General features: G+C 52.4%; 12 protein-coding genes. 8 read left to right on the forward strand and 4 right to left on the reverse strand.

Translation table 11 applies throughout. The features are described from left to right. Window positions 1-99 precede the first annotated feature (99 nt). A complete protein-coding gene (locus PsW64_RS17245) occupies window positions 100-1,485 on the forward strand; it encodes an MFS transporter (protein WP_208980854.1) in 1,386 nt (461 codons plus the stop codon). A gap of 26 nt (window positions 1,486-1,511) precedes the next feature. Here PsW64_RS17245 and guaD read toward each other — a convergent pair whose 3' ends face one another. Beyond that, a complete protein-coding gene (gene guaD, locus PsW64_RS17250; RefSeq protein ID WP_063304369.1) occupies window positions 1,512-2,837 on the reverse strand; it encodes a guanine deaminase in 1,326 nt (441 codons plus the stop codon). A gap of 119 nt (window positions 2,838-2,956) precedes the next feature. Beyond that, on the reverse strand, window positions 2,957-3,490 hold the full coding sequence (locus tag PsW64_RS17255) for a glycine cleavage system protein R (RefSeq protein WP_057461659.1): 534 nt from the start codon (window positions 3,488-3,490) through the stop codon (window positions 2,957-2,959). 436 nt (window positions 3,491-3,926) lie between these two features. Between PsW64_RS17255 and PsW64_RS17260 the strand changes: the two genes are divergently transcribed. The 7 genes from PsW64_RS17260 to cobM are packed head-to-tail and all read left to right on the forward strand — an operon-like array spanning window position 3,927 to window position 10,532. After that, window positions 3,927-4,190 carry a DUF6732 family protein gene (locus PsW64_RS17260; RefSeq protein WP_063286606.1) on the forward strand — a complete coding sequence of 88 codons (264 nt, stop codon included), beginning with the start codon at window positions 3,927-3,929 and terminating at the stop codon, window positions 4,188-4,190. Further along, window positions 4,190-5,299 carry a sirohydrochlorin chelatase gene (locus PsW64_RS17265; protein ID WP_063304370.1) on the forward strand — a complete coding sequence of 370 codons (1,110 nt, stop codon included), beginning with the start codon at window positions 4,190-4,192 and terminating at the stop codon, window positions 5,297-5,299. Before PsW64_RS17260 ends, PsW64_RS17265 begins: the two co-directional genes overlap by 1 nt. Before the next feature lie 2 nt (window positions 5,300-5,301). After that, window positions 5,302-5,988, forward strand: coding sequence for a precorrin-8X methylmutase (locus PsW64_RS17270; RefSeq protein WP_063304371.1), 687 nt, complete (start codon window positions 5,302-5,304; stop codon window positions 5,986-5,988). Beyond that, window positions 5,985-7,211: a bifunctional cobalt-precorrin-7 (C(5))-methyltransferase/cobalt-precorrin-6B (C(15))-methyltransferase gene (locus PsW64_RS17275; protein ID WP_063304372.1), complete on the forward strand. Its 1,227-nt coding sequence runs from the start codon at window positions 5,985-5,987 to the stop codon at window positions 7,209-7,211. Before PsW64_RS17270 ends, PsW64_RS17275 begins: the two co-directional genes overlap by 4 nt. Continuing rightward, window positions 7,208-7,930, forward strand: coding sequence for a precorrin-2 C(20)-methyltransferase (gene cobI, locus PsW64_RS17280; protein WP_208980855.1), 723 nt, complete (start codon window positions 7,208-7,210; stop codon window positions 7,928-7,930). The genes PsW64_RS17275 and cobI overlap by 4 nt, the downstream gene beginning before the upstream one ends. Then, window positions 7,903-9,756: a precorrin-3B C(17)-methyltransferase gene (cobJ, locus tag PsW64_RS17285; protein WP_063304374.1), complete on the forward strand. Its 1,854-nt coding sequence runs from the start codon at window positions 7,903-7,905 to the stop codon at window positions 9,754-9,756. Before cobI ends, cobJ begins: the two co-directional genes overlap by 28 nt. Continuing rightward, complete coding sequence (gene cobM / locus PsW64_RS17290) at window positions 9,753-10,532, forward strand: precorrin-4 C(11)-methyltransferase (RefSeq protein ID WP_063294154.1); 780 nt, start codon at window positions 9,753-9,755, stop codon at window positions 10,530-10,532. Before cobJ ends, cobM begins: the two co-directional genes overlap by 4 nt. A gap of 9 nt (window positions 10,533-10,541) precedes the next feature. Here the strand turns inward: cobM and PsW64_RS17295 are convergent, their stop codons facing one another. Together PsW64_RS17295 and cobA are read right to left on the reverse strand one after the other, a co-directional pair. Continuing rightward, complete coding sequence (locus PsW64_RS17295; protein ID WP_063304375.1) at window positions 10,542-11,900, reverse strand: cobyrinate a,c-diamide synthase; 1,359 nt, start codon at window positions 11,898-11,900, stop codon at window positions 10,542-10,544. Further along, window positions 11,897-12,736 carry a uroporphyrinogen-III C-methyltransferase gene (cobA, locus tag PsW64_RS17300; RefSeq protein ID WP_063304376.1) on the reverse strand — a complete coding sequence of 280 codons (840 nt, stop codon included), beginning with the start codon at window positions 12,734-12,736 and terminating at the stop codon, window positions 11,897-11,899. The genes PsW64_RS17295 and cobA overlap by 4 nt, the downstream gene beginning before the upstream one ends. Window positions 12,737-12,744 lie beyond the last annotated feature (8 nt).

Genomic DNA, 12,744 nt, shown 5'->3' on the forward strand with positions numbered 1-12,744 from the left:
GCTAGAAACTCTTGAAATTGGCTGTGCCTGTCGGCTCTGGCCTGCGAGGTGCTAGTGCCAATGACGGAGCTACTCCAACATCCCCCCAAAGATACTTGCATGCCATCCGTTGTGCATCGGTGGGTGCTGCTGGCTGCAATGAGTTTCATCCTTGGGCTCGCTTTGTTGGATGAAACAGTCGTCAGTCTGGCTCTGCCAACCATCTCAGAAGAGTTTGGGATGACGCTCACTCAAGCCCATTGGGTGGTAAATTCCTATCTGCTGATGTTCGCAGCTTTGGTGGCTTTGGGTGGCAAACTTGCTGATCTGGTGAACATCAACTACCTCATCCTCTCTGGCATGATCATCTTCGGCCTGGCGTCGCTGGCCTGTGGTTTTGCGCCAAATGGAGGCTTCCTCGTAGGCGCGCGTGTCGTACAGGGGATTGGCGCTGCGATCATGTTCCCTCTGCCCATTGTCACTATTTCACGCATATTCCCACCTGAACGCAGAGGTTTTGCATTAGGCGTGTTCGGCTCAATCGCCACTATCTTTCTGTCTTCGGGGCCACTAGTGAGCGGCTACTTCACGAGTTATTTCTCTTGGCGATGGATTTTCTGGATCAACCCACCCTTTGTCTTGATCGTCTGCTTGGTTATCGCATTTGCTCCGTTGAAAGGGCGCATTGCTCACGGACAGGATAAAAGCCTTTCGGATTACTCATTTGACTGGCTCGGCATCATCACATTGCTTGTGGGGCTTTTCTTCTTCGTTCTGGCCATCATGCAAGCGCCGGAATGGGGTTGGACATCAAGAGATATCGTCTTGTCATTCGTTGTTGGGGTGTCGGCGCTAGCCATCTTCCTCTGGAATGAACTGCATATAAAAGCACCGCTCATTCAAGTGCGTTTCTTCAAAAAGCCTTCCTTCGCAGTCGCGGCATTCGTAGTCTTTCAGGCGCAATATTCCAAGATTGCAATGTTCATTTTTGGAGCTTTGTACTTTCAGGATAAACTCGGCTTTGCTCCGTTCTTCGCAGGTTTGGCATTGATGTCGGCAGTCGTGATGAATGCAGCAACAGCTGGGTTGAGTGGTGTTTGCGTCGATAAGTTTGGCGTTCGCGCGCCGGCCATGTGGGGCCTATTGGTGCTGTCCAGTTCAACGCTCTGGCTAACTGCCTTTATTGCCGAAGATAACTATTGGTTGCTGCTCCCCGCACTTCTTGCATGGGGAGCGGCTATGCCATTGTTGTTTCTGCCATCAATGAAGTCATCGGTGGACTCAGTTGAGCTAACGAAGAAGGGACAGGCGAGTGGTGTGATGATCACATCTCAAATGCTGGGTGGCACAATAGGAATGTCCATCTCCAGCTCGATCTTCCTTTTCACGGAAAGCTATGAATACGTATTCGGCACCGCAGCAGCTGTCACTCTGCTCTGCTACCTGCTGTCTTTTATGTACTTCGGAAAAGAGGCAGGTGCTCTCGACAGTGAAAAACAGAGCTGATGTGCTTACCAGCTCTTATCATAGCGTTATCCTGCTTGAGAATAGACCCGCTTGCCGTCCACATAAGTCGCTGCAATCGCACGATCATCGCCAAGGATCATCTGAATAAACAGCTGCTCAATCACATTATTGGCGTAAGCCATACGGTGGCGGATCAGTGGTGTTGAGAGCGGGTCAATAATGGCGAAATCCGCTTCCATACCCACTTTGATGTTACCGATCCGGTTTTCCTGATAGAGCGCTTTGGCGGAACCAACCGTCGCCAGATAATAGGCCTGTACCGGGTGCAATGAGTAGCCCTGCAACTGGGCAACCTCATAGGCCGTCCGCATTGTGGTCAACATGGAGAAGCTGGAGCCACCACCCACATCTGTTGCCAGCCCTACAGTGATTGGCTCGTGTGTAAAATGCGAACCGCGCACATCAAACAAGCCAGAACCAATAAAAGTGTTTGAGGTTGGACAATGCGCAATTGATGTCCCGGTTTCATGAATAAGCGCTTTTTCACGGTCATTCAGATAAATCCCATGCCCAAGCACACAGCCCTTTCCCAGCAAGCCAAAGTGCTCGTAAACGCCAACGTAATCAGGATGCTCAGGATATAGCTCTCCCACCCATTCCAGTTCCTGGCGGTTCTCAGAAGTATGGGTCTGTAGCAAAACTTCAGGATGCTCTTTCCAGAGCGCTCCGGTTGCTTCCATCTGCTCAGGAGTAGACGTTGGTGCAAAGCGGGGAGTTATGGAATAGAGCGCACGACCCTGCCCATGCCATTTCTCCAACAGCGCTTTGGATTGATCATAACCTGTCTGCGCCGTATCACGCAGGTTTTCTGGCGCGTTGCGGTCCATCATGACTTTACCGGCAGCGATGCGCATGTTGTATCGCGCAGCCTGCTCAAACAGCGCATCCACGGACTCAGGATGAATGGTGCAGTAAACGGAAGCACTGGTGATGCCGTTTGAAAAGCTTTGCTGCAAGTAAACGTCGGCAGCACGGCGCGCGTAGTCAATGTCGCCAAATTTGGCTTCAGCAGGGAAGGTATAGGTGTTTAACCACTCGATCAGCTGAGCGCCGTAGGAAGCAATAACCTCTGTCTGCGGATAATGAACATGGCAATCCACAAAGCCCGGTAGAATGAATTTGCCGCTGTGATCATGAACAACAGCATCACTTGGCAGCGTCTTAATCAGCTCTGCCGCGTCGCCAACTGCGGTAATCCTACCGTTTTCTGTAACAACCAGCCCATCAGACCAGTCTGTCAGTGCCTCTGCCGGATTATCGCAGAACGGATCGCCGCTAAATTGGAATACATGGCCGCGAAGCGCTGTAATCGTCCGAACAGTGTCTTGCATCAGATCTTCCCCGGGAATTGAACCAAACAGCCATATCTAGCGTAAATCCCGGTAGGGATCGAGGGTAAATACGTAATTACCCGGGAGAGATCTGAGAACAACGTGATGCGTGTAAGAGATCAGTCCTCTTCTACTGCTGCCTCATTGAGTTCAACGTCAATCATCAGATCAGCCGCAATACCTTCCAATGCTTCAGAGACTTCTGCCGGCGACAGATGTGGCGGAATAATAATGCGAGCATTTGCGCGGAACATAAGATCACCACTCATGGAACCCGGTTCAACCAGTGACTCCAGAGTTTCGATGCTCACATGAAGATCTGCCAGCACGCTGGAGACACGACTGATCATGCCGGGTTGATCTTGTCCCAGAATATGAAGAAGCGCATGAGCACCTGCTGGCGCATCACCCGTGTTGTGAACGTGAATGCCAATGGTAAGCCCCACAGACTCAAGCTTGGTCAGAGCTGCTGAAAGGTCTGCTGCCTGTGCTTTTTCAACATGCACACGAACAATCCCCGCAAACTGGCCTCCCAGACGCGAGAGGGAACTGTCGATCCAGTTCGCTTTGTGATCAGCAACCACCTTGGAGATTTCACCAACCAGACCTGGGCGGTCATCGGCAACAACGGTGAGGACAAGCTCTTTTTTCATAACGCATTCTCCACAAAAGCGACCCCTGTGATAGGCTAGGGCCCTGCCTATAATAGCAATGCCAGATGTAGGTGTAAGTCAAACACTTCGATCAAGTTACCCGTATTTTTGCACCTAAGAAAACCTCTGGTATCGACCAATTGCGCAAATTATCATCTTGCTATCTCCAGGGTCGCCAACTAGCTTGCTCCTCGTAAAACTATGGACGGCGTCCCGTGACGGACTGAAATGGATTTCGGGGGCGGTCGACCCACATCGGGGGCCAGAATCGAAGCTGTCTGACGAAATAATGTGTGAAGCTGCGGACTTATAGTGCGCGGTCGATGTTCTATTTCGTTGGTCCATCTATTGTCTTTGCGACGTCTCCTTAAATGACAGCGATAAACCCCTGTTGCCAGTGGCAATGGAAGGCACCGCTGCATGTTGGAGATAGAACATGTCTTATTTTTTGAAGCCCGCGCTCCTCGCAGGAGTGATGGGGCTTTCCTCGTCTGCTGCCTTTGCACATGCGGGACATTTGGGTGAGCTTGCTGGCCACAGCCATTGGATTGGCGTAGCCGCAGTCACCGGCGCTGCAATCATCGCTGGTTTGGCTGCCAAAGCAAAAAAACGATCCTCTTCCTCTGAGGAGAACTCGCCTGAAAATGCTGAGAGCGATGGTGCTCTCTCCCCAGATGGTACAGAAGCAGAGCCAGCATAATGACAATAAAAACAGAAGAAAAACTCGGCGTCATGATCTGCGGACATGGCAGTCGAAACAAAGGTGCAGTCGCCGAATTTGCTCGCCTTGCAAAAGGTATGCGTGAGAGATTTCCGGATCTTCCAGTGGACTATGGATACCTTGAGTTCGCAAATCCAGTGATCCATTCAGGCCTGGACAATCTGCGCGAGCAGGGGTGCACCCGCATTCTTGCAGTTCCAGGCATGCTGTTTGCTGCTGGACACGCTAAAAACGATATTCCATCTGTGCTCAACACCTATCAGGCCAAACATCCTGAAGTGTCCATCGAATATGGCCGCGAACTGGCCGTCGATACACGCATGGTACAGGCTGCAGGCGCACGCATTCAGGAAGCCATCGATGCAGCTGGTCCTGAGGTGAAGCCGGAAGAAACCCTGCTTATGGTGGTTGGTCGTGGTGCATCAGATCCGGATGCAAACTCTAATGTTGCCAAAATCACCCGCATGTTGTGGGAAGGCTTCGGCTTCGGTTGGGCGGAAACCTGCTATTCTGGCGTAACCTTCCCGCTCGTTGAGCCGGGGTTGGAGCACGCTGTTAAGCTTGGTTACAAGCGTATCGTCGTGTTCCCATACTTCCTGTTCACTGGCGTTCTTGTACAGCGTATTTACAACTTCACCGATGAAGTTGCTGCACGCCACCCGGATGTTGAGTTTATCAAAGCAGGCTATCTGAACGATCACCCGAAGGTCATCGACACTATGCAAGAGCGTGTGACGGAGATTGTTCAGGGTTCAAACAACATGAACTGCCAGCTTTGTAAGTACAGAGAGCAAGTTCTTGGGTTTGAGGCTGAGATCGGTTTGCCACAGGAGAGCCACCACCATCACGTGGAAGGCTTGGGTGATGAAGCTGAATGCAAGCTGTGTGATGTGACGTGTACTGGAGAGTGTGACAGCAAGGGCGCGGATGCTCACGATCATGCGCATAGTCACTCCCATGACCACAGCCACGGGCATGGACACCACCATCATCACGGTGATGACCACGGACATGATCACCATCATCATCCGTATCCTCATGCAGATCACCCGCTTGGGCCAAAATCCATGTTGAAGGACGATGCCTGAGAATGGGTCGGAACGTGAATCCAGAAGTTCTGGCGCCCTACGATTACATTAAGGATCCTGCCGAAATCTATCGGCAGTCCTTTTCAATCGTACGGACAGAGGCTGACTTAAAATGCCTGCCAGATAACTTGAGGCCTGTTGCAGTCCGCCTGATCCATTCCTGTGGGATGACTGACATTCCGCAGGATTTGTCATATTCTGAGGATGTAGTTGCCAAAGCAAATGAGGCTCTGCGAAACGGCGCCCCGGTACTGACCGATGTCGAGATGGTTGCACATGGCATCATCCGCAAATACCTGCCAGCAGACAATCAAGTCATATGCACTTTAAACCAACCAGATGTGCCCGAGCTTGTAAAACAGCTCGGCACAACAAGGTCGGCTGCAGCCGTTGAGCATTGGAGACCGCATTTGGAAGGTGCTGTCATCGCCATTGGCAATGCCCCAACGGCGCTATTTCATCTTCTTGAGATAGTGGCAAATGGTGCCCCAAAGCCAGCAGCTATTCTCGGCTTCCCCGTTGGGTTCGTGGGAGCCGCAGAATCCAAGCAAGCGCTGGCGACAAGTTCACTTAGCATACCGTTTCTAACACTTCAGGGACGCAGAGGTGGCTCTGCAATTGCAGCTGCGGCAGTCAATGCAATGGCAGCAGGCTTGCCTGAAGAAAAGGTGCAGGAGACATCAAAATGAGCAGTCAAACAGCACCTTGGCTCACAATCATCGGCATTGGTGAGGATGGCTTTAACGGCCTGTCTGAAACAGCCAAATCAGCGCTGAAAGCTGCCTCTCTCATCTATGGTGGAGCACGGCATCTGGAACTTTTGCAAGATGGTGCAAGCAACATCAGTTGTGAGATGAAAGCATGGCCATCTCCACTTTCTAAAGGCATTGAAGAACTTGCGGTAAACCGTGGTCAAAACACAGTGGTGTTGGCGACGGGTGATCCGCAATGGTTTGGTATCGGAGCAACACTTCATCGTCAGTTCAGTGCTGAGGAGATCGAGGTCATCCCGCATCTCTCAGCATTCGCTTTGGCTACAAGCCGCTTAGGCTGGCCTCTGCAAAATGTCGAAACCCTCAGCTTGCATGGTCGCCCTCTGGATACCCTGCGCGGTTTCCTCTATCCCGGCGCCCGTATCATCGCACTCACGTCTAATGGTGCAGCCCCAGGTGAGATTGCAGATCTACTCGCTGATGAAGGGTATGGAGCAAGTACCCTTACGATACTTGAACATCTCGGTGGTCCGCAGGAAAAAGTAATAAGCCGCGAGGCTGAAGAGTATTCTGATCAAGCTGCCGAGCTGAACACGATTGCGATTGAAGCCAAACCAATCCCAAACACGCCTGTTTTGTCACGCACACCCGGACTACCGGATTCTGCGTTCCGTCATGATGGAAAAATGACCAAACAGGAAGTACGGGCTGTTACGCTTGCCAAACTTGCTCCTATTCCGGGGCAGCTCCTGTGGGACATTGGCGCTGGCAGTGGATCCATCGGTATCGAATGGCTGCGGGCTGCAAAGGACACCAAGGCTCTTGCCATTGAGCCGTTGGAAAAACGGCATGTGTTCATTCGTGGAAATGCAGCAGCTCTTGGGACTCCTACGCTTCAGCTGATTGAGGGCAAAGCCCCCGAGGCACTTGATAATTTGCCGCAGCCAAATGCGATTTTTGTTGGAGGTGGCCTCACATCAGCGGATATACTCAAAACATGCTTTGAAGCGCTGCCATCAGGAGGTCGCTTGGTTGCCAATGCTGTTACTCTGGAAGGAGAGCAAGTGCTGGCGGAGGGCTGGAAGAAGTACGGTGGAGATCTAAGCCGTATAGCAATCTCAAGAGCCGATCCCATTGGCGGTCTCACGGGTTGGCGTCCATTGATGCCGGTAACACAATGGAGCTTGGTAAAGTCATGACTGGTACGCTCTATGGCGTTGGTCTTGGACCAGGAGATCCTGAGCTTTTGACGCTAAAAGCTCACCGGCTCATTTGTTCTGCAAAAACAATCGCATACCCAGCGGCAGTTGGAGTGCCCAGTTTCGCTCGGCAAATTGCAGCACCGTATATTCAAGAGGGAACAACAGAAGTCCCGATTGAAATGCCGATGAAGGTCGAACGGTTCCCCGCGAAGGAAATCTACGATCAGGCAGCAGAAACGATCTCAGAGAAATTGAAAGCCGGAGAAGATGTTGTCGTCTTGTGTGAGGGCGATCCATTTCTCTATGGCTCGTTCATGTACCTCTACGAGCGTTTGCGCGGTAACTTTGCCTGCGAAATTGTGCCGGGCGTATCATCAGTCAATGCCTGCGCTGCTGCGCTCGGCAGGCCTCTCGCTGCGCGCAATGAAGTGCTGACAATCATTCCCGGCCCGCTGGAAGATGAGCAACTTCAACACCGCATTGAGCAGTCCGACGCTTTCGTCATCATGAAGGTCGGGCGCCATCTACCGCGCGTCAAGGCTCTGCTTGAAAAACTGGGATTACTTGGTGCTGCGGGATACGTCGAACGGGCGACCTTGCCGGAAATGGTCGTGGCCCGTCTGGCTGACTATCCAAATGAAACTGCACCGTATTTTTCAATGATAATTGTATATAAGGGAGAAGAGGCATGGACGTTGCACCCGCAATCGTTGTGATCAGCCCGGTCGCTCTGAAAACCGCTCAGAAGCTCTCCACTGTACTGGATGAAAGCTTCATTCACGGCTTTGCAAGAAACGGTTCAAAGCCGAATGTAGATTATCATCTGTCCTTCTCTGAACCGATGGATCATCTGCGGTCCTTGTTTCAGTCAGGTACACCGATCATCGGTATTTGTGCCGCGGGAATTCTCATCCGCGCGCTCGCGCCTGTCTTGGCAGAAAAGCGAAATGAACCACCTGTCATTGCAGTGTCAGAAGATGGATCAAGCGTCGTTCCGCTGCTTGGCGGCCATCGCGGTGCCAACGCCTTAGCTCATGAAATTGCAGAGGTCCTGCAAGGTCATGCTGCGATCACGACCGCAGGCGACACTGTCTTTGGTGTTGCGCTTGATGATCCACCAGAAGGTTGGACGCTCGCCAATCCATTAGATGCCAAGTCTGTTATGGCACATATGCTGGCAGGCGACACCGTAAAGCTCTCCGGTCAGGCAGACTGGTTGGAGGCGGCGACTCTTCCTGTTGCGGATGATGCCGAACTGGAAATTGTTGCAACCGAGCGACCTCATGATGGACACAGCGGAAAGCTCGTGTTCCACCCTCAAACTCACGTGGTCGGTCTTGGCTGTTCCCGAGGGTGCTCTCTTGAGGAGCTGGATGAGCTTCTCCAAAGAGGCTTGGAACAGGCAAACGTCTCAATGGGAGCCGTAGCAGCTTTCGCGAGTATCGACCTTAAGGCTGATGAAGTGGCAATGAACAAGCTCGCTGCCCGCTACAACAAGCCCTTCCGCCTGTTCACAGCTGGTGAGCTCAACGAACACAAAGATCGCCTGCAAAATCCCTCTGATGTTGTCTTTGCCGAGGTTGGCTGCCATGGCGTGAGTGAAGGCTCTGCATTGGCTGGTGTTGGTACATCCGGTGAACTCGTGCTGGAAAAGCAGAAAACCGCAAACGCCACAGTTGCTATGGCCAGAGCGCCGGTTCCGGTGAAACACGAGAAACTCGGCAGAGCCAGAGGTCGCCTGCATGTCATCGGCATTGGGCCGGGACAGGAGGCATGGCGTACGCCAGAAGCCTCCAGTTGGTTGGCAGAGGCAGATGAAGTCGTCGGCTACGGCCTCTATCTCGACCTCGTCTCATCCCTGATCAGAGGCAAGCAACGCCATGCGTTCCCACTGGGAGCAGAAGAAGAGCGCGTTCGCTTCGCACTCGAAAGAGCTGGACAAGGCCACAACGTTGCATTGGTCTGTTCAGGAGACTCCGGTGTTTATGCCATGGGAGCCCTGGTCTTCGAACTACTAGACCGCGCACAGGATAACGGCGGTGTCAGCGATGCTGCCCGTCGCGTCGAAATTGCATCTGCACCGGGCATCTCCGCAATGATCGCTCTCAGCAACCGCATCGGAGCGCCGCTGGGACATGACTTCTGCGCCATTTCTCTGTCAGACCTTCTCACCCCATGGGAAACAATTCAGCAGCGCCTGGAAGGTGCAGCAATCGGTGACTTCGTGATTGGGTTCTATAACCCAGTCTCCAAGCGCCGCCGTACGCAATTGGCTTGGGCACGGGAGAAGCTGCTGGAACATCGTCCTGAAATTACACCGGTTATACTCGGCGCAAACATCGGGCGAGAGAATGAGGTCATCACCACAACAACGCTGAAGGATCTACAAGTCGATGATGTCGACATGCTGACCACGGTTATCGTGGGGTGTAGTCAAACTTGCTTGGGAGGCAACGGCCAATCCCTGCATTTTGTCTACACGCCACGGGGTTATGCCAAAAAGATCGATGCACCAGAGAAAGAAACGGAGACAGCAGCGTGACGGTTCATTTCATTGGAGCAGGGCCGGGTGACCCCGAACTGATTACGGTACGCGGGCTAAAGCTCATCGAAAAATGTAAAGTCTGCCTCTACGCAGGCTCATTGGTACCGCCTGCTATTGTTGAGGCAGCGCCAGACGATGCATTGGTCATGGATACAGCTTCCATGACCCTTGATGAAATCATCGACGAAATTGCAAAGGCTCACGAAAAAGATCTGGATGTGGCACGGGTCCACTCCGGCGATCCATCCATTTATGGTGCCACTGCGGAGCAGATGCGCAGACTGGATGATCTGGGCATTGAGTACGATGTAACTCCGGGTGTACCCGCATTCGCTGCGGCTGCTGCGGCCTTGAAAACCGAGTTGACGATCCCTGAAATTGCACAGAGCATCATTGTAACCAGAACCTCGATGAAGTCCTCAGGCATGCCTGAGGGGGAGGATCTAGAAACGCTTGGCCGCTCTGGCGCTACATTGGCAATCCATCTCAGTGTCAGAAATCTGGGAGAGATCTATCGGAAACTAGCTCCGCTCTACGGTGAAGACTGCCCGGTGATAATCGCCTACCGCGTTGGCTGGCCGGATGAGGCATTCATTCACGGAACACTGGCGGATATCCGAGAAAAAGCAAAGGCTTCCAAGATCACAAGAACGGCTCTCATCTTCGTCGGGCCAGCCTTGAAGGCTGGGAAAGAGTTTCGTGACAGTGCGCTTTATGATGCCAACCACGTTCACGTTCTTCGTCCAAAGAAGAAAGCAAAAGTGACTGCGTAGCCAATCAGATCAGAAAGAAGCGGACCACCATTCTTCGCTTCTTTCTGCCACCACATGCGCGAAAGACCCCATGACGCGCCCATTGATATGGCCCAGAGGGTCCAGATCGTGATGCTCCGCATCCTGAGCATCAAAAAGTGACGGTGCTTCTGATTTGACCGTCAGCGTCGAATAGTGGAACTCATGCGCACCCAACGGGTTCATCCAAGGAAAGCCAGCAGACCTTGCGGCCTCTGTTGCCTTCAGCTTCCGATAGCCTAAATGCAGCTTTCTCTTCGCAAAGCTGGTTTCAATCGGTAGCAGACCAAGCATCTCGTGTGACTGCCCACTTTTATCTGTCAGCGCTTCACCAAGTACCATGTAGCCGCCACACTCACCATAAATGAGCTTGTCTGCAGCTGCTGCAGATTTTATTCCGCGCTTAAAGATGTCTGCTTGAGATAACTGTTCTGCATGAAGTTCCGGATATCCGCCACTCAGGAAGATTGCGTCAGCATTTTCTGATGGGCCTTCGTTTGCCAACGGAGAGAAGAAGGAAAGGGTAACGCCTTGCTTTTGCCAGTCACTAAGCAGATGCTCATAGTTGAATGCAAAGGCAATATCCTTAGCAATTGCGATATGTTGCCCAAGCGGGGGTAAATGAGAAATACCCGTCAGCTCTTTGTTTTCCCGGGCAGGAATAGCAAGCACTTTCGCAAGGCGCATCAAGGCGGGCACATCCACACTTTCAGCAGCCACCTCACCAGCTGCATTCAGAAACTCTTCCAAATCCTCACGCTCACTGGCTTGCACAAGCCCCAAATGGCGCTCAGGCAACTCCAATCTCTTTGAGCGATAAAACGCGCCTAAGACAATGACATCCAAAGGCTCTAGCGCACGCCGCAAAATGCGCTCATGACGCGGAGACCCGACCCGGTTGAGAATGACGCCATTGATGTGGCAGTGCGGATGGTATGTAAGAAATCCATGGACAAGGGCAGCGACCGATTGAGCCTGAGACTTGCAATCAACCACCAGAATAACCGGCAGACCCAAATGAACCGCAAGCTCTGCAACAGATCCAGAACCATCAGCAGCACCGTCAAAAAGCCCCATAGCTCCTTCAACAACCACAACGTCAGTGTGTTTTTCCTGCTCCGTGGCATTGAGTGAAAGTTGTGCCAATGACATCGCCCAAGCGTCATAGTTCAGGCACGGCCGCCCGGAAGCCGCACTATGGAAAGCCGGGTCAATGTAATCTGGTCCCGATTTGCCGGAGGCAATACGAAGCCCGGTATCACGAAGAGCACGCAGCAGCGCCAATGTAATCGTTGTTTTGCCAGACCCGGAAGACGGCGCTGCAATAACGAAACCCTTCGCAATGGTCATAGGGCAGGCTCTTCTTTCAATTGAGAGGTTTGCGAGGTACGCGCAAGAGCTGGCTCAATCCAGTTCAGTTGCTCACGCAAATTCACCACATCACCAACGACAACAATCGCAGGTGGCTTAAGGCCGCTACTTTCAATATCCTCAGCGCAAGAAGCAAGCGTTGTTTCCAGAACTTGTTGGTTCTGCTGTGTGGCATTGCAGATGACAGCAACAGGTTCAGCTGCACGTCGACCACCACTCATAAGCTTCTGAGTAATGAGAGAAATATGCTTCATCGCCATATACATCACGATCACAGGTGATCCTTTGGCAAGAGCATCCCAGTCAAGCTCATCAGGCGCAACCCCATTCTGGTCATGACCTGTGAGGAACGTAACTGCTTGATTAATCCCTCGGTGAGTAGATGGAATTCCAGCATATGCCAGCCCGCCAACGCCAGCTGTGATACCTGGAATGATACGGAAGGGAACGCCAGCATCCACCAGTGCAAGAGCTTCCTCCCCACCGCGGCCAAATACAAACGGATCTCCACCTTTGAGGCGGATGACACGCTTGCCGGATTTTGCGAGCTCCACCAGCTTGATCGAAATACTGGACTGCTTGGGGGACGGTTTGCCACCGCGCTTGCCAGCATAAATGATTTCAGCACCTTCAGCTGCAAATTGAAGAATGCGTTCATCCACCAATGCGTCATAGACAATGACATCTGCTTGCCGCAAGCCATTCAAGGCATGCAGGCTCAGCAGACCGGGGTCTCCGGGGCCGGCACCAGCAAGCCAAACCCATCCAGCTTCAAGCACCGGAAATTCAAAGTGGGGGAGGGAGATATCAAACAAGTGGTTCT

The organism is Pseudovibrio sp. W64, assembly GCF_001623145.1.
In the GTDB taxonomy this organism is placed as follows: Bacteria; Pseudomonadota; Alphaproteobacteria; order Rhizobiales; family Stappiaceae; genus Pseudovibrio.